23 protein-coding genes and 1 pseudogene are annotated in these 25825 nt (G+C 38.0%); 16 read left to right on the plus strand and 8 right to left on the minus strand.

The genetic code is table 11. From position 1 onward, the window contains the following. The first annotated feature begins 121 nt into the window (after positions 1–121). From trmN to acpS, 12 genes are all read left to right on the plus strand, one after another. Positions 122–877, plus strand: coding sequence for a tRNA(1)(Val) (adenine(37)-N(6))-methyltransferase TrmN (gene trmN / locus GWJ01_RS09970; RefSeq protein WP_109392967.1), 756 nt, complete (start codon positions 122–124; stop codon positions 875–877). A gap of 295 nt (positions 878–1172) precedes the next feature. Further along, positions 1173–1751 carry an RNA polymerase sigma factor RpoE gene (rpoE, locus tag GWJ01_RS09975; protein ID WP_006533574.1) on the plus strand — a complete coding sequence of 193 codons (579 nt, stop codon included), beginning with the start codon at positions 1173–1175 and terminating at the stop codon, positions 1749–1751. Positions 1752–1789: 38 nt separating this feature from the next. Beyond that, a complete protein-coding gene (gene rseA / locus GWJ01_RS09980) occupies positions 1790–2416 on the plus strand; it encodes an anti-sigma-E factor RseA (RefSeq protein ID WP_202611181.1) in 627 nt (208 codons plus the stop codon). Between the two features lie 47 nt (positions 2417–2463). Then, complete coding sequence (gene rseB, locus GWJ01_RS09985) at positions 2464–3432, plus strand: sigma-E factor regulatory protein RseB (RefSeq protein ID WP_109401890.1); 969 nt, start codon at positions 2464–2466, stop codon at positions 3430–3432. Between the two features lie 13 nt (positions 3433–3445). Then, positions 3446–3910 carry a SoxR-reducing system protein RseC gene (gene rseC / locus GWJ01_RS09990; protein WP_099659371.1) on the plus strand — a complete coding sequence of 155 codons (465 nt, stop codon included), beginning with the start codon at positions 3446–3448 and terminating at the stop codon, positions 3908–3910. 301 nt (positions 3911–4211) lie between these two features. Next, positions 4212–6008, plus strand: a complete 1797-nt coding sequence (gene lepA / locus GWJ01_RS09995) for a translation elongation factor 4 (protein WP_075673666.1) — start codon at positions 4212–4214, stop codon at positions 6006–6008. A 14-nt stretch (positions 6009–6022) separates the two neighbouring features. After that, positions 6023–6994, plus strand: a complete 972-nt coding sequence (gene lepB / locus GWJ01_RS10000; protein ID WP_109392972.1) for a signal peptidase I — start codon at positions 6023–6025, stop codon at positions 6992–6994. A gap of 195 nt (positions 6995–7189) precedes the next feature. After that, entirely contained in the window at positions 7190–7870 is a 681-nt protein-coding gene (gene rnc, locus GWJ01_RS10005; RefSeq protein WP_069367822.1) for a ribonuclease III, read from the plus strand. Then, positions 7867–8775 carry a GTPase Era gene (gene era, locus GWJ01_RS10010; RefSeq protein ID WP_109392973.1) on the plus strand — a complete coding sequence of 303 codons (909 nt, stop codon included), beginning with the start codon at positions 7867–7869 and terminating at the stop codon, positions 8773–8775. Before rnc ends, era begins: the two co-directional genes overlap by 4 nt. A 9-nt stretch (positions 8776–8784) precedes the next feature. Then, positions 8785–9525, plus strand: a complete 741-nt coding sequence (recO, locus tag GWJ01_RS10015; protein WP_109392974.1) for a DNA repair protein RecO — start codon at positions 8785–8787, stop codon at positions 9523–9525. 69 nt (positions 9526–9594) lie between these two features. Continuing rightward, positions 9595–10326: a pyridoxine 5'-phosphate synthase gene (gene pdxJ, locus GWJ01_RS10020; RefSeq protein ID WP_109401889.1), complete on the plus strand. Its 732-nt coding sequence runs from the start codon at positions 9595–9597 to the stop codon at positions 10324–10326. Then, positions 10326–10706, plus strand: a complete 381-nt coding sequence (gene acpS, locus GWJ01_RS10025) for a holo-ACP synthase (RefSeq protein ID WP_098942282.1) — start codon at positions 10326–10328, stop codon at positions 10704–10706. The genes pdxJ and acpS overlap by 1 nt, the downstream gene beginning before the upstream one ends. 41 nt (positions 10707–10747) lie before the next feature. Here the strand turns inward: acpS and GWJ01_RS10030 are convergent, their stop codons facing one another. Then, positions 10748–11008 carry a YfhL family 4Fe-4S dicluster ferredoxin gene (locus GWJ01_RS10030; RefSeq protein ID WP_075673672.1) on the minus strand — a complete coding sequence of 87 codons (261 nt, stop codon included), beginning with the start codon at positions 11006–11008 and terminating at the stop codon, positions 10748–10750. 356 nt (positions 11009–11364) lie between these two features. After that, positions 11365–11541: pseudogene (locus tag GWJ01_RS10035) on the minus strand (type II toxin-antitoxin system HicA family toxin); the annotation flags it as partial. A gap of 197 nt (positions 11542–11738) precedes the next feature. Here GWJ01_RS10035 and GWJ01_RS10040 point away from each other — a divergent pair. Then, on the plus strand, positions 11739–12374 hold the full coding sequence (locus tag GWJ01_RS10040) for a LysE family translocator (protein WP_161711052.1): 636 nt from the start codon (positions 11739–11741) through the stop codon (positions 12372–12374). Between the two features lie 107 nt (positions 12375–12481). Further along, positions 12482–13012: a tRNA adenosine(34) deaminase TadA gene (tadA, locus tag GWJ01_RS10045; protein ID WP_109392977.1), complete on the plus strand. Its 531-nt coding sequence runs from the start codon at positions 12482–12484 to the stop codon at positions 13010–13012. A gap of 3 nt (positions 13013–13015) precedes the next feature. Here tadA and GWJ01_RS10050 read toward each other — a convergent pair whose 3' ends face one another. The 6 genes from GWJ01_RS10050 to mltF all read right to left on the minus strand — a co-directional run bounded on the left by GWJ01_RS10050 (position 13016) and on the right by mltF (position 20953). Beyond that, a complete protein-coding gene (locus GWJ01_RS10050) occupies positions 13016–13564 on the minus strand; it encodes a fimbrial protein (RefSeq protein WP_109392978.1) in 549 nt (182 codons plus the stop codon). Then, entirely contained in the window at positions 13564–14634 is a 1071-nt protein-coding gene (locus GWJ01_RS10055; RefSeq protein WP_109392979.1) for a fimbrial protein, read from the minus strand. Before GWJ01_RS10055 ends, GWJ01_RS10050 begins: the two co-directional genes overlap by 1 nt. A 25-nt stretch (positions 14635–14659) precedes the next feature. Next, entirely contained in the window at positions 14660–15424 is a 765-nt protein-coding gene (locus GWJ01_RS10060; protein WP_109392980.1) for a fimbrial biogenesis chaperone, read from the minus strand. Between the two features lie 30 nt (positions 15425–15454). Next, positions 15455–17941: a fimbria/pilus outer membrane usher protein gene (locus GWJ01_RS10065; protein ID WP_109401887.1), complete on the minus strand. Its 2487-nt coding sequence runs from the start codon at positions 17939–17941 to the stop codon at positions 15455–15457. Between the two features lie 178 nt (positions 17942–18119). Then, positions 18120–18668 (minus strand): fimbrial protein, encoded by a 549-nt coding sequence (locus GWJ01_RS10070; RefSeq protein ID WP_109370973.1) that lies wholly within the window; start codon positions 18666–18668, stop codon positions 18120–18122. An 812-nt stretch (positions 18669–19480) separates the two neighbouring features. Beyond that, entirely contained in the window at positions 19481–20953 is a 1473-nt protein-coding gene (gene mltF, locus GWJ01_RS10075) for a membrane-bound lytic murein transglycosylase MltF (RefSeq protein ID WP_075670448.1), read from the minus strand. Between the two features lie 264 nt (positions 20954–21217). Between mltF and purL the strand changes: the two genes are divergently transcribed. Together purL and tnpA are read left to right on the plus strand one after the other, a co-directional pair. Next, positions 21218–25108, plus strand: coding sequence for a phosphoribosylformylglycinamidine synthase (purL, locus tag GWJ01_RS10080; protein ID WP_161711053.1), 3891 nt, complete (start codon positions 21218–21220; stop codon positions 25106–25108). A gap of 221 nt (positions 25109–25329) precedes the next feature. Then, positions 25330–25785, plus strand: coding sequence for an IS200/IS605 family transposase (tnpA, locus tag GWJ01_RS10085; RefSeq protein WP_161710588.1), 456 nt, complete (start codon positions 25330–25332; stop codon positions 25783–25785). Positions 25786–25825: the final 40 nt, after the last annotated feature.

Genomic DNA, 25825 nt, shown 5'->3' on the forward strand with positions numbered 1-25825 from the left:
AATAGTTTAATGTTAAGATAGGGGTTGCAGAAGCGTTATCATACCATATATCTCTTTTCCAATGACATGAATGATAAGCAATAAAAAAAGAGATAGTAATACGAATCAATAGAGCCAATAGATGAATCAAAAGAAAGTGAAAAAAGCGGGATTACGTAAAGGTGGTTTTACATTTAAACAATTTTTTGTAGCTCATGATAAGTGTGAAATGAAAGTGGGTACAGATGGTGTTTTATTAGGGGCTTGGGCGCCTATTGATAATGTAAAAAGAGCGCTTGATATTGGTACAGGGAGTGGATTAATTGCATTAATGCTGGCTCAGCGAGCGAATCAAATTGAGCACCTAGATGGTATTGAACTTGATGAAAAGGCTGCATCACAAGCTACGGAAAATGCTCAAGAGTCACAATGGCGCTCACTTATTCATATCCATCATGATGATATCTATCATTATGCTGAACAAGCGCAAAATAAGTATGATTTGATTGTAAGTAATCCTCCTTATTTTGAACCAGCAATTGCTTGTCGTAATGATGTTCGTGAGCAAGCACGTTATACCAAAACCTTAACGCATGAGGGCTTGCTGGATAGTGCGCAATCACTTATCACCGAAGATGGTTTGTTCTGTGTGGTATTACCTTACTCTATTGGTGAGCAATTTATTGAAATTGCAGAAAAAAAGGAGTGGAATATTGCAAAACGCGTTAATATTAAAGATAGTGCAGATAAACCTTATCATCGAATTTTGTTAGCATTTCAAAGACAAAATCAAAGCAGTGTTGAATGTAGTATAGATGAACTTATTATTCGTAATAATGAAGGGCATTATACTGATAAGTTTCGCTCTTGGGTGACTGACTTTTATTTATATTATTAAATCTATATTTAATAATACATTGTTTAAGATAATATATATTGTTGTAAGTAATCGTATATATTTAAATAATATCATTGTGTTATCGTTTTTTTATTGGCAAATTGCATTTTGGTTGGGTGATCACCATGATGATTTTTTTGTGATTCATCTCTTAAAATAATGATTGAATTGAACTTCATACTATTTTTGCACTCCAAGTCTTGTAGCTCATAAAACGAGAAGGAATAACGAGAGTAAATATGACGGAGTCATTTAAAAATAGTGCGAAGCTTGACTTCGGGAGAGTCCATCTCTAATGAGCGAGCAGTTAACGGACCAAATGTTGGTTGAAAAGGTACAAAATGGTGACCAGAAAGCCTTTAATTTGCTGGTTATCCGCTATCAACACAAGGTAGCAAGCCTGATTTCCCGTTATGTACCACAGGGCGATGTGCCAGATGTTTCGCAAGAAGCCTTTATTAAAGCTTATCGTGCCATCGGTTCTTTCCGTGGAGATAGTGCTTTTTATACATGGCTTTATCGCATTGCTGTGAATACAGCAAAAAATTATCTGGTTGCACAGGGGCGACGTCCGCCTTCGAATGATTTAGATGCGAGTGATGTTGAAAACTTCGAATCACCAAATGCACTAAAAGAAATTTCGAACCCTGAGAATTTAATGTTGTCTGAAGAATTACGGAGAGTGGTTTTTCACACCATAGAGTCATTACCTGAAGATTTAAGGGTTGCTATTACACTTCGGGAACTTGACGGACTAAGCTATGAAGAGATAGCGGTCATTATGGATTGCCCTGTCGGAACAGTACGTTCACGTATTTTTAGGGCGCGAGAAGCTATTGATAATAAGGTTCAACCATTAATACAAGAGTTTTAATTGTGGGTGAACCATCATTGACTGAAAGGTACTTTTATATGCAAAAAGAAAAACTTTCTGCATTTATGGATGGCGAAGTTCTTGATAAAGAATTAATGGGTACAATCGCTCGTGATGACTCTATGAAAGAGACATGGCAACGCTACCATTTAATTCGTGACACAATGCGTGGTGATGTAGGTGAAGTAGTCCACTTCGATATCGCAAGTCGCGTTGCGCTCGCTTTAGAGAATGAACCTGTTCGCATAAGTCCTGAACAACAACGAGAGCAGCAACCTGCGCCATCACAATGGCGTAAGCACTCTTTCTTACAAACGTTACGTCCTTGGGCAAGTCAGTTAACTCAAATCGGTGTCGCGGCTTGTGTTTCATTAGCTGTTATTGTTGGTGTTCAGCAATATAATGGAAAAAGTGGTTCTGAAGATTTTCAAGTAGATACACCTGTATTTAATACTCAACCTATTATGGGTTCAGGTTCGCCTGTAAGTTTAAATCTTCAAAACGATACTTTAGGTAAAGACCAGCAAACACGTTTACAAGAGCGTAATCAGCGCCTTGGATTAATGCTGCAACAGTATGAGTTAGATCGTCGTATCTATAATGCACCACAAAATGAAGCGCCAATCAGCGCTCAAGGTGAAACTCAACCTGTAGTAGCACAGTAATAATAGATGTGAATGTATAAATAACGAGTGGGAATGAAACAGTCGTAATGAAAAAATCATGGTTATCCACCTTATTGCTGGTGGGCAGCCTGTCAATGCCGATACAAGCCTTGGCACAACCTCAAACAGGTAGTGTCGAGGCTTTGTTGCAAAAGATGGGTCAGACAAGTCAAAGCTCTACCTATGAATTATCTTTTATCAATATCAATTCTCAAGGTATTGTTCCTATTCGCTACCGTCATACTCTGATTGATGGCAAACCACTTGCACAATTAATGCAAATGGATAGTACTCGCCGTGAAATTGTTCAACGTGGCGATGAAATCAGCTATTTTGAACCCGGTTTAGATGCCTTCAGCTTAAGAAATGATCATATTGTTGATTATATCCCTTCTATCATTTACCAAGATTTCAATGAATTATCGGGTTATTATAATTTTATTGATGCAGGTAGAACGCATATTGGTGATATTCCAAGCCGAGTTGTTCGTGTGCTATCGAAAAACAATGACCGCTACGATTATGTCTTGTTTATTGATGAGGAAAGATATCTGCCTTTAAGAGTCGATTTGTTAGATAAGAATAATGACATCATTGAACAATTTCGAGTGATCACGGTTAATGAAGGAAGTGAAGTCGGAACTGAGCTTAATTCATTACGTACTGTCAATATGCCTCCTTTATTACTTGTGCCAAAAGTTAAGCCATTGGTTTATAACTGGTCGGTTAGTCAATTACCTGAAGGTTTTAAAGAGGTAAAACGCAGTAACCATCAGATCTCTGAAACTGAGTTTAGTCAGTCGATTTTATTTAGCGATGGCTTATTTGACTTCTCTATTTATGTTAATAAAAGTGGTCAACAGGTTAATTCGCCCGAACGCGATAAAATGTTAAGGTATGGTCGTAATACAATTTATACCTATGACAAAGAAGGTAATGAAATTACCTTTATTGGTCAGTTACCGTTTCCTACAGCACAAGCAATAGTTAATAGTGTTGTATTTACGAAAAAGTAAAAGGGTATAAGTTATGGTTAAAGAGTGGGCAACAGTTATACATTGGCATGAAGGACGTGCGTTATTACGCTACGGCTCTTCTTCTGGCTGTGGTAGTTGCCAAGCTCGTGCTGCCTGCGGCTCTTATTTATTAAATAAAATAGGGCCAGAGACAGTTCATCAACTTGAACTTCCTGTTGCACAAACTTTAGTCGAGGGGCAAAAAGTGGAAGTGGGTATTCCTGAAAATAATCTACTTCTTTCTGCAATGCTTGTGTATTTAACGCCACTTATTGGTCTATTTATTGTCGCAGGCATTGCGAGCCTTTGGTTTTCTAGTGAGTTTGCTATTTTTTGCAGTGGGCTTGTAGGTGGTATCCTTGGTTTCTTATTTGCAAAAAAAGTGGCGACTTGGTGGAGTAAAGACGAAGGTTTTGAGCCTGTTATATTGCAAATAGGGCTTCCACCTCATGAACTTAAAGTTCAATTTCAAGAATAATGAGCAGATTAAAGAGATGGGGCATTTGCCCCATTATTTTTATCATGCCGCTTTTGTAATAATACTCATCTTAAATTAACGCATTTCTTTATCTAGAAAATACTCGCAAAAAATTACAAATAAATGCAAGTCTTAGCATAAATGTTTGTGTTTGATGAACGTTTCTTTGAGTATAATGTCTCTAATGTGTAGAATGCGTCATCAATCATAACTCCTGCAATATAGAGTTTTCGCTTTGTGTCCATGAATGACTCCAAAGCCAGATTTATAGAGCAAAGCAATAGAGAAAAATAATTTCAGAATGAAAAACATACGTAACTTTTCCATTATCGCACATATTGACCACGGTAAATCGACGTTATCTGATCGAATTATTCAAATTTGTGGTGGCTTAACAGATCGTGAAATGGCTGCGCAGGTTCTTGATTCTATGGATCTTGAGCGTGAACGTGGTATTACAATCAAAGCGCAAAGCGTAACCTTAAATTACACCGCTGATGACGGTGAAGTTTATCAGCTTAACTTTATCGATACCCCAGGACACGTTGACTTCTCTTATGAAGTATCTCGTTCACTCGCAGCGTGTGAAGGCGCCTTATTGGTCGTAGATGCCGGGCAAGGGGTTGAAGCGCAAACATTAGCTAACTGCTATACAGCGATGGATATGGATCTCACCGTCGTTCCTGTTTTAAATAAAATAGATTTACCAGCAGCAGAGCCTGAGCGTGTTGCTGAAGAGATTGAAGACATTGTGGGGATCGATGCCACAGATGCAGTGCGTTGCTCTGCAAAAACAGGTATTGGTGTTAAAGAAGTTATCGAGCGTCTTGTTAAAGAAATCCCAGCGCCTGAAGGCGATCCTGAGGCACCATTACAAGCACTGATTATTGACTCTTGGTTTGATAATTACTTGGGTGTTGTTTCACTTATTCGTGTTAAAAACGGTAAAGTAAGTAAAGGCGATAAAATCAAGGTAATGAGTACGGGACAAGTTTATAATATTGACCGTATTGGTATTTTTACACCCAAACAAATTGATACAACATCATTAAATTGTGGCGAAGTTGGTTGGGTTGTTTGTGGTATTAAAGATATTTTAGGTGCACCTGTTGGGGATACTTTAACAGCATCCCAAAAACCAGCAGATAAACCATTACCTGGCTTTAAAAAAGTTAAGCCACAGGTTTATGCCGGTTTATTCCCAATTAGTTCTGACGACTATGAATCATTCCGTGATGCATTAGGTAAATTGAGCTTAAACGATGCTTCATTATTCTATGAACCAGAGAGTTCATCTGCATTAGGTTTTGGTTTCCGTTGCGGTTTCTTGGGTCTTCTGCACATGGAGATCATTCAAGAACGTTTAGAACGTGAATATGACCTTGACCTGATTACAACGGCCCCAACCGTAGTTTATGAAGTTGAAATGACTAACGGTGATATTGTATTAGTGGATAGCCCGTCTAAATTACCACCACTGAATAATATTGAAGAAATCAGAGAGCCTATTGCTGAGTGTCATATGCTATTACCGCAAGAATACTTAGGTAATGTAATTACTTTATGTATCGAAAAACGCGGCGTTCAAACCAATATGGTCTATCATGGTAATCAGGTTTCATTAACTTATGAAATTCCGATGGCTGAAGTGGTATTAGATTTCTTTGACCGTCTAAAATCAACATCACGTGGTTATGCTTCTTTAGACTATAACTTTATCCGCTTCCAAGGCTCTAACATGGTACGTGTAGATGTCTTGATTAATGGTGAGCGCGTTGATGCTTTAGCATTGATTACACATAACGATAATGCACCTTATCGTGGTCGTGAGTTGGTGGAAAAAATGAAAGAATTTATTCCACGTCAACAGTTTGATATCGCCATCCAAGCGGCAATTGGTAACCACATTATTGCTCGTTCAACTGTTAAACAGTTACGTAAAAACGTATTAGCCAAATGTTATGGCGGTGACGTTAGCCGTAAGAAGAAACTGTTACAGAAACAGAAAGATGGTAAAAAACGTATGAAGCAAATTGGTAACGTAGAGCTACCACAAGAAGCGTTTTTAGCCATCCTTCATGTTGGTAAAGATAAATAATTTAAGGAGAAAACATGGCTAACACGTTTGCCTTGATCCTAACGCTGGCAACGCTAATAACGGGAGTTTTTTGGGGAATTGAGCGCTTTAAGCTCAAGCCTGCCCGAAAAGCAAAACTAAAGCGTCTTCAAGAGATGACGCAAGGGACCGAGGATCAGCAAGAGTTAGCAAAATCAATTAATAAGCCAAGCTGGGCGGAGACATTAGGCTCTTTATTCCCAGTCTTGATTATTGTTTTGGTTCTGCGTTCATTTGTGTATGAGCCGTTTCAAATACCTTCTCGCTCCATGATGCCAACCTTATTGGTTGGCGATTTTATCTTGGTTGAAAAATTTGCTTATGGATTAAAAGATCCAATTACACAGACAACGTTAATTAATACAGGGAAGCCAAAACGAGGTGATATTGCAGTATTTAAATATCCTCGTGATCCTTCTACTGATTTTATTAAACGTGTTATTGGATTACCGGGCGATAAAATTGTTTATGATATGATGTCGAAAAAACTTCATATCTATCCAAATTGTGATAAAGCCATTTGCAATGAAGATATTTCAGTAACTTACGGTACTGCTTACCCAAGTGAATGGACGTTGTTATTACAAAATGTACCGGGCGGTCAGCGTATTAATGGTATGAAATCTATTCCAATTGAAGAGCCTATTTCAACAGCAACTCAATTACGTGAAGAAGAAAGGGTAGAAACTATTGATAAAGTCTCTCACCGTATTATGACAATACCCGGTGATATGACGATGCCAGAGTTTATTCAACCCGGATTACCTGTCGGTACGTGGATTGTTCCTGAAGGTCATTACTTTATGATGGGTGATAATCGAGACGGTAGCTCTGATAGTCGATTCTGGGGCTTTGTTCCAGAGAAAAACTTAGTCGGTAAAGCGACAACAATCTGGATGAGCTTTGAAAAAGTAGAGAATGAATGGCCAACAGGCGTTCGTTTTAGCCGTATCGGTGGCATTAAGTAATAATTAACAAAATAGCGACAGCATTCTTTCTTATCTAAGTGTAGAATATGTCGCTTCTTTAAATATGATTGGCCCTTGTTATTGGCAGGGGTCAGTGCAAACGCAACAGTTCTGTTATCCAACTCGATAATTTCTCGTTGTCTTAAACAGATTTGTTGCGTGTGCTTCAAATTAAGTTATGGAAATTGATCGCACATGAATACTTTATTAGTAAACCAGTTACAAAAGAAACTGGGCTATACTTTTACGCAAAATGAATTATTACTGCAGGCTTTAACGCATCGTAGTGCCAGCAGTAAACATAATGAACGTTTAGAATTTTTAGGTGATTCAATTCTAAGCTATGTGATTGCTAATGCACTTTATCATCGCTTTCCTCGTGTTGATGAAGGTGATATGAGCCGAATGAGAGCAACGCTTGTTCGTGGGAATACACTCGCTGAGTTAGCGCGTGAATTTGAACTAGGCGAATGTCTACGTTTAGGCCCAGGGGAGTTAAAAAGTGGCGGTTTTCGTCGTGAATCAATTTTAGCGGATACGGTGGAAGCTTTAATTGGTGCCATTTTCCTCGATAGTGATATTCAAAATATCGAAAAAATTATTTTAAATTGGTATGAAAATCGTTTGGCTGAAATCAGTCCGGGCGATAAGCAAAAAGATCCTAAAACTCGTTTGCAAGAGTATCTGCAAGGCCGTCATTTACCATTACCTTCTTATATTGTGGTACAGGTTCGTGGCGAAGCCCATGATCAAGAGTTTACGATCCATTGTCAGATAAGCGGTATCGAACAACCTGTCAAAGGGATGGGTACAAGCCGTCGTAAAGCTGAACAGGCCGCTGCTGAACAGGCATTAATACAACTGGAGCTTGAATGAGCGAAGAACAAACCTATTGCGGATTTATTGCGATAGTCGGTCGCCCAAATGTGGGAAAATCAACACTGCTGAACCAATTACTGGGGCAGAAAGTTTCTATTACATCACGTAAACCGCAAACTACGCGTCACCGTATCATGGGTATTGATACAGACGGTGCTTACCAAGCGATTTATGTGGATACACCGGGCTTACATATTGAAGAGAAGCGAGCCATCAACAGACTGATGAACCGTGCAGCAAGCAGTTCAATTGGTGATGTTGAATTGGTTATTTTCGTTGTTGAAGGCACCAACTGGACGCCTGACGATGAAATGGTATTAAATAAATTAAAATCATTACGTTGCCCTGTTTTATTAGCAATTAATAAAGTGGATAACGTGATTGACAAAACCAAGTTACTTCCACACATTGGCTTTTTAAGTCAACAAATGGATTTTCTTGATGTTGTACCAATCAGTGCTGAAAAAGACATGAATATCGATACGATCGCGAAAATCGTACGTAAATGTTTACCAGAAGCGACTCATCATTTCCCTGAAGATTATATTACTGATCGCTCTCAGCGTTTTATGGCGTCAGAAATTATTCGTGAGAAACTGATGCGCTTTTTAGGTGAAGAATTACCTTATTCTGTCACGGTTGAAATCGAACAATTCGTTACCAATGAGCGTGGTGGTTATGATATCCACGGATTAATTCTGGTTGAGCGTGAAGGCCAGAAGAAAATGGTTATTGGTAATAAAGGTGTGAAAATCAAGAAAATTGGTACTGAAGCCCGTATGGACATGGAAGACTTATTTGAAAACAAAGTTCACTTAGAACTTTGGGTGAAAGTCAAAGCTGGTTGGGCTGATGATGAACGTGCTTTACGTAGCCTTGGCTATGTGGACGATTTAAAGTAGGTAACTGAGGTGGATGGCTGGCAACGTGCATTTGTTATCCATGCTCGACCTTACAGTGAAACGAGTTTGTTACTCGATTTTTTCACTGAAAATGAAGGGCGAGTACGCATATTGTCGAAAGGTGCGCGAGGCCGTCGTTCACCCTTAAAAGGGGCACTTCAACCTTTTACTCCTTTGCTCATTCGTTGGAGTGGGCGAGGAGAAATAAAAACACTTCGTGATGCTGAACCTATCTCTTTAGCATTACCTCTGACAGGCTCTGTACTATACAGTGGCTTGTATCTCAATGAGTTATTATCTCGCGTTTTAGAAAATGGTACGTCTTATAGTGTACTTTTTTTTGAATACCTTTCCTGTTTGCAAATTCTTGCTGCTAGCGATACTACACCTGAAGCTGCACTGAGACGCTTTGAACTCGCGTTATTAACACAACTTGGCTATGGTTTAGATTTTTTGCATTGTGCGGGAAGTGGAGAGCCAGTTTCAGATTCGATGACTTATCGTTATCGAGAAGAAAAAGGCTTTATTGCGAGTTTAGTGGTTGATCATAATAGTTTTACTGGATTTGAATTAAAATCCTTAGCCAGTCGCGAATTTCCTACTGTTGAAACATTAAAAGCGGCGAAAAGGTTTACTCGAATGGCATTGAAGCCCTATTTAGGCGGAAAACCATTAAAAAGTAGAGAACTTTTTAGACAATTTGCCATTAAAAAAGCCCCAAAGAAAAGAGCATTGATGGCAGAACAGTAATATTGTCTTTTTCTTCTCTATGGAATGTGTAAACTAAGGTAATGCAACGTTATTTTTCAGGAGAAGAGCATGTCTGATATTCTACTTGGCGTTAATATTGACCATATCGCCACCCTTCGTAATGCCCGTGGCACAACTTATCCCGATCCTGTTCAAGCGGCTTTTATTGCAGAACAAGCTGGTGCTGATGGTATTACTATCCATTTACGTGAAGATAGACGTCATATCACTGATCGTGATTTAATGCTGATAAGCCAAACGGTTCAGACAAGATTAAATCTGGAAATGGCAGTCACTGAAGAGATGATCGAGATTGCTTGTCAAACTCAGCCTGATTTTTGCTGTTTGGTACCTGAAAAACGCCAAGAAGTGACAACAGAAGGTGGTTTAGATGTTGTTGGCAATGAAGATAAAGTTGCTGAGGCAATTAAACGCTTATCTTTAGCAGATATCAAAGTTTCTCTATTTATTGATCCTGACCATGAGCAAATTAACGCAGCCGACCGTGTTGGTGCGCCTTTTATTGAGATCCACACTGGCGCTTATGCTGATGCTGAAGATGAAATGGCTCAAGAAAAAGAGTTTGTCCGTATTCGTGATGCAGTTACTTATGCCGCATCTAAAGGTTTAAAAGTGAATGCAGGACATGGTCTGCACTATCACAACGTGCAACGTATTGCTGCATTACCTGAACTGTATGAACTGAATATTGGTCACGCTATTATTGGTAGAGCAGTATTTAGTGGGTTAGCGCCAGCGGTTGAAGAAATGAAACGCTTAATGCGAGAAGCGCGTCGCTAATGGCTATTGTTGGTTTAGGTATGGATATTGTCGAGATATCACGTATCGAAGAGATTATAGGGCGTTCTGGTGAACGCCTTGCTCGTCGTATTCTTACTGATACTGAATGGGAAATTTATCAATCCCATAAACAGCCAATACGTTTTTTAGCTAAGCGATTTGCAGTAAAAGAGGCAGCGGCAAAAGCATTAGGAACAGGTATTCGTTTAGGATTAGCTTTCAACCATTTTGAAGTGCGTAATGATGAGTTAGGCAAACCCACATTGCATTTTTTAGCGGTTGCAAAAGAGATGGCAGAGAAAGCGGGGATAAACTCTATTCACGTAACACTTGCTGATGAACAGCGTTATGCTTGTGCGACAGTTATTTTAGAAAAATAGCTCTCTTAGATTTATCACCCACAAAATCCATCGATTAAGGTTTAGATCTTATCTGCGTGGTGGATCAACACAAATTTTTCCCATAATTCATCTTGAGATTCAGTATGAGCAGGATCAGTGATGATCGTGTTAGTAATCGGACAAACCGATTGGCAAGTTGGTTTATCGTAATGTCCTACACATTCAGTGCAAAGATCAGGATTAATTTCATAAATTTCATCCCCCATTGAAATCGCATCATTTGGACACTCTGGTTCACACATATCGCAATTGATGCATTTCTTCGTAATTAGTAAAGCCATATCAGTCACTTAACATATAAATTATTAAATTTCAGTAACTTATATCTTGCACTTATATGTTACTCTTGGTCTTTTGCTTGCTTTCTATAATACATAGGTCACTTTTAAAGAGAATAAAGTGTTTATATAAAATAAATATACAAGCATATGCATAAAAATTGGGTTATTACGTCAAAAAAATCTCAAAACATATCAATAGAGAAAGGGAGATTATCATATACACTGAGTATTCTAAATATATGGTTTTGAAAGAGTGAAAATTAACATTTTTTAGGTGAATAAAAAAATGCCGCCTTTGCCTCTAAGCAAAGGTGGAATAAAGTTAATTGGAAATAAGTTCGTGGCGGGGGATTATATCCCCGCCGATTTTTTATGGATTTAACAGTGCCAATCGGTAAGTCTTTTTTGGGATGAGAAACAGGAAATGTTTTTTCTGTTATTGGAGACCACTAGATCTGATGGCTTCCTCCATTATGCCGTTTTAACTCATAATTTGCGGCTATGAACTCCTTTATCAGGTCAGCTGATCTCATATAACCTCCTAACCTAAAATCATTTCACACACATATACACAATGAGAGTTTTTTGTGACCTAATTTTTTCAATAAAACAATAAATAGGAGCATCTTTCTTTTTTTTCTACATGAAGGAAATAGTATTTTTTGTGGTATCCCGCACATCTAACACTCTGTTATTGATGTTAAATAATGCAATAAATAAGGGGTATGCTATGCCAACATTGTTCAATATGTGGACATTTGCGCTTTTGTCCTTGGGTTTGGTACTAACTCCAGGCCCTAATATGATTTATCTGATTTCACGCTCAATCTCTCAAGGGAAAAAAGCTGGATTTATTTCATTAATTGGTGTGGCTGTTGGCTATATTTTTTATATGTTATTAGCTGCATTTGGTATTACAGCTATTTTTATGGCTGTGCCTTATGCTTACGATACATTAAAAATTTGTGGTGCTATTTATCTTTTTTATATTGCTTGGCAATCTATTAAACCCGGTGGACGCTCTATCTTTCATCCCCAAAAATTACTTTCAGGTAATACAACAAAGCTCTTTGTAATGGGCTTTATCACTAATCTGCTAAATCCTAAAATTGCATTAATGTACTTATCACTGTTACCTCAATTTATTAGCCTTCAAAATGGCAGTGTTTTAAATCAATCATTAGTGCTAGGTAGTATTCAAATTATTATTAGCATTGCAGTAAATGCATTGATTGTTATTGCCGCGGGCTCTATTGCTGGGTTCTTTATGCAAAGGCCTCGTTGGGCATTGGTTCAACGTTGGTTTATGGCGACAATCTTAGGCACTTTAGCTGTCAAATTAGCCACAGAAGCTCGCGTAAACTAAAGTTTCATCTTGCTATCTTTGTCATAAACAATTCAAGACAATCTCTTTAGTTATCAATAGAAAACAGGGTACAATATCCCGCTATATGATAATGAAGAGATATCCTTGTGAATAAAGTTAAAGATGATATTTATTGGATGCATAAAGCGATTGAGCAAGCGCAAAAAGCACAAGAAATCGGTGAAATACCAGTGGGCGCAGTATTAGTCGTTGATAATAAAATCATTGCTAAAGGATGGAATCATTCAATTATCGATAACGATCCCACTGCACACGCTGAGATTATGGCGTTACGCAAAGGGGGAAAGCATTTACAAAATTATCGCCTACTCGATGCAACTCTTTATATTACTCTTGAGCCTTGTGTGATGTGTGCGGGAGCGATTGTTCATAGTCGGGTAAAACGCGTGGTTTATGGTGCCTCAGATTTAAAAACAGGTGCGGCTGGTTCATTTATTGATATCTTGCAGCATCCCGGGATGAACCATAAAGTTGAGATAACTTCAGGTGTATTAGGTGAAGAATGTTCGCAGCTTTTAAGTCAGTTTTTTAAAATGAGAAGGGCTGAAAAGAAACAGCTTAAAAAGCAAAAAAACAGTCCAGCCATAATCAATACTGAAACAGCAATAAAAGAATAATATTTACTGATAATTAAGGGTATACGTTGCTTGGGCTTGGAAAGGGCCTGTTAGTAAAGTTTGATTTTTTAGTGCAGAGGGCGATGCCTCAACATACGTCATAAAATTAAATTGAATACGTTTATTATTAAGAAGTCGAGTTGAGCTCGGTTTTTTTAATTGAATAACATTGTGTTGAACATCTGTAAATACAATCCCGATACTTTTAGGATCTTCAGATCCTGTGCCGACAACAGCAAGATGATTGGGCATTGTAGGATGTTCTTTTCCATCTAGCGTAATCGTGACGCTTCTATAAATGTCCTGACTGCAATTTTCTAAACTAATACTAAAAGCAACGGGTTCACTTTTTTGAAAGGTATAGAGATCTTTGGCAGATATCTGTTTAAAATCGATTACTTTATTTTCATCACCAGCAACAATGGTACAACCATGCGCAACCACAACACCTTTAAATTCCATATCACCGCCAATAAGCTCTGTCACAGCAAAGGCAGAAGGTGAAAGTAATAATAAAAGAGAAATAGCCGATTTTATTATTGAGTTTTTCATTACATAAACTCCGCAACTAATGTGGCATGTGCTGAAAACTCACCTTCTGTAATTTTGCTTCCTGCCTTTGCAATAGGAGCAGCAGTAACTTCCCAATTACCTTTAAAATTATTCAGCTTCCCAACAGAGAAATATTGATTAGGTGGCACAATCGTTCCTGATTTGTCTCTTAAAACAATACCTAGATTTGTTCTATCTACAGGTCCTGTTGTACCAAGATAATTAGGGTTAAAGCTAGCAACACCTGAGCTTCCTGTTTGAATTTTAAACATAATTCGACTGTTAGGATTAGTAAAACTACCACCTTCACATTTTATTGGAATATTGCGAGTGATCTTGTAGTTTTGACCATTCAAATAGTCAGAAGTATTACCGACATTGCCAAAATCAAAGGTAATTGGAGAGCCATTATTAAATGTGCATTTATCTTCAGTGGTTAGTATTCCAGAGCTAATCACTAATTTTGAAATTGGTTCCGGGCCATACTCTCGATATAAGCCATTGCCCACACGGGCATACATTTGAGCTACAGCTTGCCCTGTTAATGAAACTCCATTAATAATCGGTTTTTTTAGACGAAATACTAATACACCGCTACTTCCTGATGACATGTTGGGTTTTGGTGATTCAGGAACGCGACAACCTTGTTGCCCATTTCGATTGTTAGGTTTTTCAATAAAAGGAACAGTAGGAAGTGATTCAGGACCCCAAATAGAAAACTTGATCTGAACATCAACGTATTCATTAAGTTCATAGTAATTATTGCCTAAATAGCGTAGGTCAGAATTCGCCATATAATAAGTGCGAGAATTAGGAACTAAGGGATCTTTAGGGCAATAAACTGTCGCTAAATATCTATCAGGTAAAGAGAAATTTACTCTGGCAGTTTCACCTGGTCTGTTATTAGGAAATGTTGCGTTATTTAACTCAACTCTAAAGATATTAGGGCCACCAACGGTACGAACCTCACCATGAATGTATGCGGAAGCAACAATTGGAGTACATAACATTGCGCCAGTAAAAAGTAATCTTAGCGTATTGAAATAAAAATTTGCTGTCGTTAATTTCATTTTATTCCTACCGGCGTCAAGTTAATTAGTATTTGGGTTGTTGTTCTTTTGGTGCCGCTGTACAGCTATTTTGTTGGCAAACAAATTTTAATTCTGGATGTCCACCGTAGTCATTTACATACATCATGTAAAATTGATTGACGCCATTGGTTTTAACTGGAATTTCCAGTGATGATTTAGGTGCAACCATTAATCCGGGGAATGTGGTTAACTTATCGCTATCTTCACCATTCAATTTATTGGAAAGACCAATAATAGTGATGTAGTAAGGTGTAGGATTTTCGGCAATAAATTGATTACCTTGTTTTTTAAATACCAACTGGTCTTGCCAAATCATGCCCGGTTTTTCAGGAATAATGGCAGTTGGGCGGTAGAATAATTTAATGCGAGACTGCATTGCCATTTGTAGCACGTTAGCTTGTTTTGGTGCTGGTGGGATTTCACGCACATTTAAATAGAACAGTGATTCTCTGTCTTGTGGTAAAAGTCCAACTTCTGCTGTTTTGGTTATTCTAACAACCCCTTTTTGATCACCATCAAGACGCTGTAAAGGTGGCAATGCCACTAAAGGAGAGGCAATTTTTTGACCGTGTTCATTTTCAACCCATGATTGAGCTAAAAAAGGAATGTCAGGGCTAGTATTTTTTAGATTTACGCTAGCTGAATTCTCGTTGCCTGTTAATACAATACGAGTTCTATCTAATGACACGCCCGCTTGAGTTGTACTCACTATGCTGAGTGCAATTAATGAGCCACAAAAAAGCGTTTTGAGTGTGTTGAATGAGTTCATACAATTATCTCTAGTAATTCATTTTGTTCATTAAAATCCCTGACATAATAACAACTCACGTTTTAGTGGATCGTTAATTGCCGCTGGAATTGTAATCGTACACTGGGTTTTACCACCCCAAATCACGTTTAAGGATTCATTAAGGTTAACACCGGCGATATAAACTAAACCATCTTCCATCACCATTCCCATATTTTCACCGTTTTTATTGGTGACTTCGGCACCAAATGGCGGGTATTTTTGATCGGTAGTTTGTAAGATAGCCATTAGGCGCTCACCTTGGCGAACAGGGAATTTATAGTATCCAATCGCGCCTTCAGTTAATGTTGCAGAAGTAATGGCTTTGTGTGTTTCAATATCTGAATCCATTTTATCAACATCAATACGAGCATCAACATTGTTATAACTAGTTAAGTCAGTTAATACCCCTATACCAAATAGATTTGTAGTCGTACTTTGATTATTAAATGGTACGCCTGAAACTCCGCCTGTATCAACCATCATGCGGGCAGTACTTGATGTCATGCTACTACTATGTAATGCAGCACCATGGCGCGTTGCAGTAAATCCGCCTTTAACTGTTGCTCCCACTGCAATGTAATTATCTTGTTGATAGCTTGCATTGGCGTTAATTTCTGCATATTGCGAACGATGTTGATAATAACCATCAGTATTGGCTTTATTGTCTGAGCTTAAACCTGCACGGACACGCCAAAGATTATTATAATTGCTATTATCAGAATAAGAGGCCATTTGGTTAACTTTACCGTTACTATCTTGTAAGCTATAACCAATGCTTTTACCGCTTCCTAACGGAACTGAAATATTGAAAGAAATACTATCATCAGTATTTCCCTTATGCTGAGTACGGAATGCAGATAAGTTAGTATTAATCTGTTCTATACCCATAATAGAAAAATTCCGGCTTACAGTAACACCATATTGCTCTTGTGTATTTTTATCCCAATAGTTTTGGTGTCGATAAGAGAGGTAAAGTGTTGTCGATTTTTCAATATCATCAGCCCAAAAAGTTTTGTTACCTGTAATGGTATACATCTCTTTTTCATAACCATTGTTATTAATATCGTTATAACGCTCATCTATATATTGAGAGAAAGATCGGAATGTTTTCTCTGAAAATCGGTAACCTGCAAAAGTAATCGTACTATGGTATTCATCGAATGTTTTAGCGTAGTTCAGTTTGAATGACATCCCGTTGATATTCTCATTATCATAAGTTTTGCTATAAGACTGAGTAATATCACCTGAGAGTGTACCTAAACGACCCATATCGTGACCTAATCCTAATGACCAAGCATTGTAATCTTTAGCCGTCAACAAAACCCCGCCATACAGCGACCATGTGTTGTTCATACCCCATGAAAAATCACCTTGATAAAAAATAGGGCCTTGCATTTTATGGTTATTGAGCGATGACTGACCCATTGATGTGTTATAACGCACAGAGCCAGGACGCGTCATATAAGGTAGATTGGCGGTCTGTACTTGGAATTCGTTTACCTTACCGTTTTGCTCTTCGACTCTAACATTTAATTGACCTTGTACTGTGTCTTGTAAATGTTTAATAGCAAAAGGGCCCGCAGGTACTGTGGTTTCATAAATTAAGCGGCCATTTTGCGTTACTGTCACTTTAGCATTGGTGTTTGCGATGCCGTGGATTTCAGGTGCATAACCTTGTAAAGAAGGTGGCAACATTCTTTCATCACTTTGTATATTGGCACCGGTAAAACGGAAACTATCAAAAACTTGAGAGTTTAAATAAGTTTCACCCAGCGTTAGTTTTGCTGCTTGGTTAGGTAATGGTTTATAGGCGTAAATCTGATTCCAATCAAAGCTATTATTTGATGAATATTCAGATGAATAGTTTCCTTGATATTCAGCACGTAGTCGCCATTCACCAAAGTTAATTCCAGCCTGTCCATAACCTGTTAATGAGTTGTTATTATTGCCTTTATTCGGACGAGTTGATGTACCCGTTAAGGTATAGTCAACTAATAACCCAGATACACCTGGATCCCACAATTCAGGGGGTGTCCAATCGGTATCTTCATATTTCATTAATGAACGAGGCATAACAATATCAAGAATACCGCCATCATTTTTGATGGAGATACCCGGTAATTGACTAATATCGAAACAATCTGGCGAGATTTCTTCGATAAATTTTTGATTTTCTTCGTTAACTGTTAACTTTTTTAGAAGAGTAGGGTCAATACAGGCAATGGAGTAATTGGGTTTAACTTCAATATAATTAATGTTTTGGCGAGGAAAGTCACGGTCATTTATACGGATATCTAAGTAGTACATACCCGGAATAATGTAATTAGAGGTTGCAAAACGAGATAAATCGACATTATCTCTGTCTTCGGCATCTAGCATATGAATGTTAAATTCCACAGAATCATCTTGCTCGGCTTGAGCGAAAAACGCTAAGCACAATAGCAAAATGGCACAAATGTTTTTCCATATTGTGCTGTGAAAAAAAGAAATTAACATGAATAAACGCCTAATTATTAATTAAATAAAAACTAATTAAATAATGAATATTTATTTAATTAGTTTTTATTTTATTCTTATTAAATTGAAGTGTTTTATCAAATTTAACGCAGAGGAAGTCCTCTGCGTTAATGCAGTAATTAATCTATTATTTAATTAATTTAAATAAATAAAACGATTACTGATAATCAACTTGGAAGTTGATGACGGCTTGGAATTCACCTGGAGTTACAGTAGCGTCTGCTGATTCAGCTTGAACATAAGCAACGAATGGGATCTTAGAAACACCATTAACTAATTGTACAGGTGTTGTTGCTGTGTTCCATTTTACTGACTTGCTGCCTGCATCCATTAAGCCAATACCTGCGCCAGAAGCAGAGCCAGATACGAAAGATGCTAAGTCTTTATTTGTTGCATTAACAACGCTTGGTGTATAGCTAACAGTAGCTGTTTTTGCTACGGTAGTATCACAATCTTGTAATTCGATATCTTTTTTAACGTTACCTGCTTTCTGCATATTTGCTAATGCAGAAGTTGGGATTTCACTGAAATCAACAATAACAGGACTTGAAGAAGCTGCTAATCCACAAGCTGAATTAACAATTTCACCTTTTAATTGAATTTCGCCTTTAGTTGCGCCAACTTTTGGTGCAGAAGTTTCAGCAGTTGCAACAGAATTAATACCAAATACTAAAGCAGCAGCTAAAGCAATTTTACTCAGTTTCATTATAGATAATCCCTTGAAGATCGTGCGTATTATTATTTATAGAAAAATAATATTAATGTCGGAATATAAAAATTGATTTGCATTATATTTCGAGTTGTTTCGAATAATGACTGGTTTATATGATATCAACAAAGGCGCTCTATTTGATATAACATTTTGTTGATTTCCTCAATTTTCATATTTAATCTTGCCTATTCCATATTAATAGAGTTTTATGTAGATTTATTCTTTTTATTACTCAATTTATGGGTGAAAAAGTTTATCAGGCAGATAAATTTAATAGACAATATAATTAACATTACTTTAACTTTACAAAAAGTAATGTTATTAACATTAGGTTAAGAAAATTAATAAAATCAATTATAGATTATCATAATATATATAATTCAATAAGTTAGATGTTAACAAAGACCTATTTAGGTTAATTCTTATTGCAAAAAAAGTTTCTCCAAAAATTATAATCATAAAATGAATAATAACTAATGAGATAATTCCTACGTATTTAAGTTAATTTTTTCTTATATTTCACTTATTCTGATAGTCTTAAAATGACTAGTTGGATCGTTTTAAATACAATTTACTCATTAGCTGAGTGTTTTAGCTAATGAGTGTTACATTTTTTAACACATGTGTTTTTCCTATTTTGGATAAAAAGTAGGATGAAAAAATGTAACAATTTTTAATATTAAGAAAATATTAATTTGGGGGTTGCTTTAATGGTTGGAGCGATTTTTTTGAATAGTAGAAAGAAAATAAATAAGCCTCTGTAAAAGAGGCTAGGTTGTTTAATAGACTGTTTTTAATTACAAAAATTATTGATAAGCCATATCTTGAGTTAATGACAATGATGATCTTTCTTGTTCTTCATCGTTATCACTCTCTTTATCTTTAGATAATATTTTGTTTTTGCTCTCTTTAGCTTGAAGGTAACCGACAAGGCTGAGCTGATATCGTCGAATGTTTTCAACGTAGCGATAAGCCTCATGGCCTCTGGCATAGCCGTAAGGGAGGTCAGCATAATATTTCTTTTGGCTAAGTAGAGGTAATCTTGATTTTACATCTAACCAACTGTCAGGATCGGCATTTTGTTGCTCAGTAAGCCTTCTGGCATCAAGCATATGACCAAATCCCATATTATATGCCGCTAATGCAAACCAAATTCTTTCATCTTCAGGAATAGAATCGGGTAAGCGCGAAAGAAGATGTTTAAGGTATTGCGCTCCTCCTCGAACACTCTCTTCAGGATCAAGCCTATCAGTAACGCCCATACTTGATGCAGTAGGGCGAGTCAACATCATCAATCCTCTAACACCAGTTGGTGATGTAGCATGAGGATCCCAATGTGATTCTTGCCATGCCATCGCTGCCAATAAGCGCCAATCGAAGGTATCTGCATACTTTTCAAAAAGAGGCTGATAATTTGGCAAAATAGAATCTATCGCTGTAATAAAAGAGATAGTATCGAAGTAATCAAACGAACCAACATGGCCAAAATACTTTTCTTCAAGTCTTGCTAATACATCTTCTTGAGATAATTGATTAAAGTAATCGAGCATCGCTGCATATAAGCTATTATCTTCACCATCTGGCAGATACCATGTTAATGGACGGCTTTCAGTGACTTCAAATCCTACGGCAACATTAGGATGAATGCGCTGTTGTACAGCAACACTGATTGAGTCTGCTAATACATAGGTTATTTTGCCTTCCGATAATGCTTCTAGCAGTTGTGAGGTTGTCTGATTATCTGATTCTTCCCATTCAAGCTCGGGATATTGCGTTTCTTTTAATGTTCGCAATAAACTTGCATGAGCAGAGCCAGCAGTGACAACAAGGCGCCCATCTAACGCATCAAAGCTACGTGGTCTTAATGTCCCTTTACGGTAAATAAGCTGTTGAGAAACTGAAAAGTAAGCAGGGCCACTGCGTGTCGTTTCTAATCTTTCTTTATTGTAAAGTAATCCGGCGGCGATAAAGTCAGCTTTATTATTCTCCAGATCATCAAACATTTGGTTGATATTTGTCCGCATATTAACGACAAGTTTCACGCCTAGGTAATCTGCAAAGCGCTTCACTAATTCATAATCGAAACCTACGGGGTCCTTTTTATCGTTCATCGTTATCAATGGTGAAGGTATCGTACTAATTCTTAACTCACCACGAGATAAAATCTTATTTATCTGCGCTTTTTGCCTATCCGGCCATGTAATATTCAACGCGATAATAGCCGCTGAAAAGAGCGCTATGATAACGATAACGAAATAGTTTATCCTTATATTATTCAATAGGTTGGTTCTCGTTAACGTTGTTTATTGTTGTGTGTAAAACAGTCATTTTAACATGGATAAATTTCCAGTAATCGAGCATTTTGCTTAACATATTGGCAAGACGCAACTTGATTACACCAATTAATCATTAAAACACTCTAAGTCAAATGCCGTTATTTTGTTCACGCAAACGGTTTCGTCTGAGCAGTTATTCTATTATACTAGGCGCGTTTCCCCTGAATGATTGATCAGGTTAGCTGCTAAAAGAGAGAACTCAATACTATGGAAATCCTGCGTGGCTCCCCCGCTTTATCCGCGTTTCGTATTAATAAATTACTCACTCTATGTCAGGAAAATGATCTTCCTGTACAAGGTATATACGCGGAATTTGTCCATTTCGCGAAAGTGGAAGGGCAGTTATCTGAAGATGATCAAATTAAATTACGTCAACTATTGCATTATGGGCCTTCATTAACAGAACATGAGCCTGTTGGGGAAATGCGAGTTGTTACGCCTCGCCCAGGAACAATTTCACCTTGGTCTTCTAAAGCAACAGATATTGCACATAACTGTGGTTTAGCCAAGGTGGTTAGAATTGAACGTGGTATCGCCTACTTTATTGAATGCGGTACGATGACAGACACTCAATGGCAACAACTTTATGGTTTTATTCATGATCGAATGATGGAAACCATCTTCTTAAATTATCAAGATGTAAATGCACTTTTTGCTGAGCAAACTCCAGCGCCACTAAAAACTATTGATGTGCTTGCAAAAGGCAAAGATGCATTAGCAAAAGCGAATATCGAAATGGGGTTAGCACTTGCAGACGATGAGGTTGATTACTTAGTCGATGCGTTTAACCGCTTACACCGTAATCCAACAGATGTTGAGCTTTACATGTTTGCACAAGCTAACTCTGAACACTGTCGCCACAAAATATTTAATGCTGATTGGATTATTGATGGTAAGGCTCAAGATAAATCATTATTCAAAATGATTAAAAATACATTTGAGCAAACACCAGACTATGTCATGTCAGCTTATAAAGATAATGCAGCAGTAATGGAAGGCTCTGTAGCGGGTCGTTTTTATCCTGATACAGAAAAGGGGCATTATCACTATCACCAAGAACCTGTACATATCTTGATGAAAGTAGAAACACACAACCATCCAACGGCTATTTCACCTTGGCCAGGTGCGGCAACAGGTTCTGGTGGTGAAATTCGAGATGAAGGTGCAACTGGACGTGGTGCAAAACCTAAAGCAGGTCTAGTTGGATTTTCAGTTTCTAACCTGCGTATTCCCGGATTTGAGCAGCCTTGGGAAGAAGATTTTGGTAAGCCAGAGCGCATTGTTAATGCATTAGACATTATGACTGAAGGCCCATTAGGTGGTGCTGCATTTAATAATGAGTTTGGTCGCCCTGCATTACTAGGCTATTTCAGAACCTATGAAGAACAAGTTAATAGCCATAATGGTGTTGAAATTCGCGGTTACCATAAACCAATTATGCTAGCAGGTGGTATTGGTAATATTCGTGAAGATCACGTGCAAAAAGGTGAAATCACAGTTGGTGCTAAGTTGATTGTACTTGGCGGGCCTTCAATGAACATCGGCCTTGGTGGTGGTGTGGCTTCTTCTATGACATCAGGTCAATCAGATGCGGATTTAGATTTTGCCTCTGTTCAGCGTGATAACCCAGAAATGGAACGCCGTTGCCAAGAAGTTATCGACCGTTGTTGGCAATTAGGTGACGATAACCCGATCTTATTTATTCATGACGTTGGTGCTGGTGGCCTTTCTAATGCAATGCCTGAATTAGTCAATGATGGTGGTCGTGGTGGTCGTTTTGAATTACGTGATGTTCTTAATGATGAACCGGGTATGAGCCCACTTGAAATCTGGTGTAATGAATCTCAAGAACGTTATGTGTTAGCGGTATCGCCAGAAAAAATGCCTCTATTTGATGCTTTATGTCAACGTGAAAGAGCGCCTTATGCCGTTATTGGTGAAGCAACGCAAGAGCGTGAATTAGTCTTAAACGATACACATTTTGATAATAAACCGATTGATATGCCATTAGACATATTATTAGGTAAAGCACCTAAAATGTTGCGTGATGTAAAATCACTGAAAACAGAAGGCGAATATCTCTCTCGTAAAGATATCGATTTAAAAGATGCAGTTTATCGTGTTCTTCATTTACCTGCCGTTGCTGAAAAAACCTTCTTAATTACTATTGGTGACCGCACTGTAACGGGTATGGTCGCGCGTGATCAGATGGTTGGTCCTTGGCAAATTCCTGTTGCTAACTGTGCTGTTACCACAGCAACATTAGATAGCTATTATGGCGAAGCGATGTCCATTGGTGAACGAGCACCGATCGCACTGTTAGATTTTGCTGCATCAGCACGTATGGCTGTTGGTGAAGCACTAACGAATATGGCAGGTTGTGATGTAGAAGCACTTAATCGTATTAAGCTTTCCGCTAACTGGATGTCAGCAGCTGGTCATCCTGGTGAAGATGCAGGTTTATATGACGCAGTAAAAGCCATTGGTGAAGAGTTATGTCCAGAGTTAGGCATTACTATTCCTGTGGGCAAAGATTCGATGTCAATGAAGACGCGCTGGCAAGATAAAGATGGAAAAACTAAAGAGGTTACTTCTCCGTTGTCTTTAGTTATTACGGCATTCTCTCGTGTTGAAGATGTGCGTAAAACAGTAACACCAGAATTATCAACACAAGCAGGAAACCGCTTGTATTTGATTGATTTGGGCAATGGTCATAACGCGTTAGGTGCAACGGCACTAGCACAAGTTTATCGTCAATTAGGCCAAAAAGCTGCAGACCTTCGTGATGTTGAGCAGTTGAAACAGTTCTTCAATGTGATGCAACAATTAGTTAATGATGGAAAATTGTTGGCCTATCACGATCGCTCTGATGGTGGATTATTTGTCACACTCGCTGAAATGGCATTTACAGGTCATTGTGGCTTACACGTTGATATCAGCGCTTATGACGAAGATATTTTAGCGGGACTCTTTAACGAAGAACTAGGTGGTGTAATCCAAATTAGTGCTGAACATCAAGAGGCTGTAGAAGCATTATTTGCTGAATATGGTTTATCGGATTGTTTACATTATTTAGGCCAAGCAACAGAAAATGACGCCATTATTATCCAAAGCCGTGAAACCGAAGTTTACAATGAAAAGCGTAGCACATTACGTCTTTGGTGGGCTGAAACAACATGGCAAATGCAACGCTTACGTGATAATCCTGAGTGTGCAGATGAAGAGCATCAGGCAAAACAAGATCTCAAAGATCCAGGTTTAAATGTGAATTTAACCTTTGATCCAAATGAAGATATTGCAGCTCCTTATATTGCAACAGGAAGTCGTCCTCGTATTGCAGTATTAAGAGAGCAAGGTGTTAACTCTCATGTTGAAATGGCGGCTGCTTTCGACAGAGCTGGTTTTGATGCTATCGACGTTCATATGAGCGATTTGCATTCCGCCCGACGTTCACTGAGTGATTTTGATGTGTTGGTGGCTTGTGGTGGATTCTCGTACGGTGACGTATTAGGTGCTGGCGAAGGTTGGGCGAAGTCTATTTTATTTAATTCTCGTTTACGGGATGAGTTTGCTCAATTCTTTGAACGCCAAGATACTTTATCTCTTGGTGTCTGTAATGGTTGCCAAATGATGTCAACATTATCAGAGCTTATTCCGGGTGCAGATTTATGGCCTCGTTTTGTTCGCAACCGCTCTGAGCGTTTTGAGGCGCGCTTTAGTTTAGTGAAAGTGACAGAGAGTCCATCATTATTGTTACAAGGTATGGTGGGTTCACAAATGCCTATTGCTGTTTCTCATGGTGAAGGTTTTGCTGAATTCCGTAATGCTGAGCAATTAGCACAATTAGAAGCTCAAAATTTAGTGGGATTACGTTTTGTGGATCACTACGGTAATCCAACAGAACAATATCCATTAAATCCTAATGGCTCTGTAAAAGGGATCACCGCTGTCACTACAAAAGATGGTCGTTCAACCATTATGATGCCTCACCCAGAACGTGTGTTTAGAACTGTTAGTAATTCTTGGCATCCAGATAACTGGGGGGAAGACAGTCCTTGGATGCGTTTATTCCGCAATGCAAGAAAACAATTTGATTAATCAAATGTAACACTACCTTAGTGATAAACACATAAAGCCTCTACATTGCTAGAGGCTTTATTTTATTATGGGCTTTAGCCAGTTTAAGTCGCGTCAGCGTCTTAAATATAAAACCACCCGCTATGCGGGTGGGTATTAAAGGTTATACCAAGAAAAACACCTTTCCGTTACGATATAGATGTTCAAGCTAATATTCGTAACTTAAATAAGGAAAGGTGTTTATGGGCATTAAAGCACAAAGCTCAGCACATACAAAGTGGCTGTGTAAATACCATATCGTCTTTTCGCCGAAATATAGACGGAAAGTAATTTTTAATAAAATTCGTTCAAGTATAGGTGAAATCCTTCGAGGCCTTTGTAAATATAAAGGTGTAGAAATAATCGAAGGGCACCTTATGCCAGATCATGTTCATATGTTAGTGAGTATTCCACCGAAGATATGCGTATCAAGCTTCATGGGATATTTGAAAGATAAAAGTTCGTTGATGATCTTTGATAGACATGCCAATCTCAAATATAAATTTGGCAACAGAAAGTTTTGGGCGGAAGGGTTCTATGTCACAACAGTTGGACTCAATGAAGCCACAATTCAAAAGTATATCAGAGAGCAAGAAAAGTCGAATTTAATCTCGGATAAATTGAGCAATAAAGAATATGAAAACCCCTTCAAGGGGTAAGCCAAAGTAGCAAAGACACTGAGCTTGAACGAAGAGAAAG

Source organism: Proteus sp. G2618, from assembly GCF_009915995.1.
GTDB lineage: Bacteria > Pseudomonadota > Gammaproteobacteria > Enterobacterales > Enterobacteriaceae > Proteus > Proteus terrae.

What these genes read in the sequence shown, in the direction of transcription:
- GWJ01_RS10050 (WP_109392978.1), bottom strand. Translation starts at nt 13,564, where the DNA reads ATGAAAAACTCAATAATAAAATCGGCTATTTCTCTTTTATTATTACTT.
- GWJ01_RS10060 (WP_109392980.1), bottom strand. Translation starts at nt 15,424, where the DNA reads ATGAACTCATTCAACACACTCAAAACGCTTTTTTGTGGCTCATTAATT.
- rseC (WP_099659371.1), top strand. Translation starts at nt 3,446, where the DNA reads ATGGTTAAAGAGTGGGCAACAGTTATACATTGGCATGAAGGACGTGCG.
- GWJ01_RS10070 (WP_109370973.1), bottom strand. Translation starts at nt 18,668, where the DNA reads ATGAAACTGAGTAAAATTGCTTTAGCTGCTGCTTTAGTATTTGGTATT.
- rseA (WP_202611181.1), top strand. Translation starts at nt 1,790, where the DNA reads ATGCAAAAAGAAAAACTTTCTGCATTTATGGATGGCGAAGTTCTTGAT.
- GWJ01_RS10055 (WP_109392979.1), bottom strand. Translation starts at nt 14,634, where the DNA reads ATGAAATTAACGACAGCAAATTTTTATTTCAATACGCTAAGATTACTT.
- rseB (WP_109401890.1), top strand. Translation starts at nt 2,464, where the DNA reads ATGAAAAAATCATGGTTATCCACCTTATTGCTGGTGGGCAGCCTGTCA.
- lepB (WP_109392972.1), top strand. Translation starts at nt 6,023, where the DNA reads ATGGCTAACACGTTTGCCTTGATCCTAACGCTGGCAACGCTAATAACG.
- rnc (WP_069367822.1), top strand. Translation starts at nt 7,190, where the DNA reads ATGAATACTTTATTAGTAAACCAGTTACAAAAGAAACTGGGCTATACT.
- GWJ01_RS10065 (WP_109401887.1), bottom strand. Translation starts at nt 17,941, where the DNA reads ATGTTAATTTCTTTTTTTCACAGCACAATATGGAAAAACATTTGTGCC.
- era (WP_109392973.1), top strand. Translation starts at nt 7,867, where the DNA reads ATGAGCGAAGAACAAACCTATTGCGGATTTATTGCGATAGTCGGTCGC.
- pdxJ (WP_109401889.1), top strand. Translation starts at nt 9,595, where the DNA reads ATGTCTGATATTCTACTTGGCGTTAATATTGACCATATCGCCACCCTT.
- GWJ01_RS10030 (WP_075673672.1), bottom strand. Translation starts at nt 11,008, where the DNA reads ATGGCTTTACTAATTACGAAGAAATGCATCAATTGCGATATGTGTGAA.
- lepA (WP_075673666.1), top strand. Translation starts at nt 4,212, where the DNA reads ATGAAAAACATACGTAACTTTTCCATTATCGCACATATTGACCACGGT.
- GWJ01_RS10040 (WP_161711052.1), top strand. Translation starts at nt 11,739, where the DNA reads ATGCCAACATTGTTCAATATGTGGACATTTGCGCTTTTGTCCTTGGGT.
- acpS (WP_098942282.1), top strand. Translation starts at nt 10,326, where the DNA reads ATGGCTATTGTTGGTTTAGGTATGGATATTGTCGAGATATCACGTATC.
- rpoE (WP_006533574.1), top strand. Translation starts at nt 1,173, where the DNA reads ATGAGCGAGCAGTTAACGGACCAAATGTTGGTTGAAAAGGTACAAAAT.
- tnpA (WP_161710588.1), top strand. Translation starts at nt 25,330, where the DNA reads ATGGGCATTAAAGCACAAAGCTCAGCACATACAAAGTGGCTGTGTAAA.
- purL (WP_161711053.1), top strand. Translation starts at nt 21,218, where the DNA reads ATGGAAATCCTGCGTGGCTCCCCCGCTTTATCCGCGTTTCGTATTAAT.
- trmN (WP_109392967.1), top strand. Translation starts at nt 122, where the DNA reads ATGAATCAAAAGAAAGTGAAAAAAGCGGGATTACGTAAAGGTGGTTTT.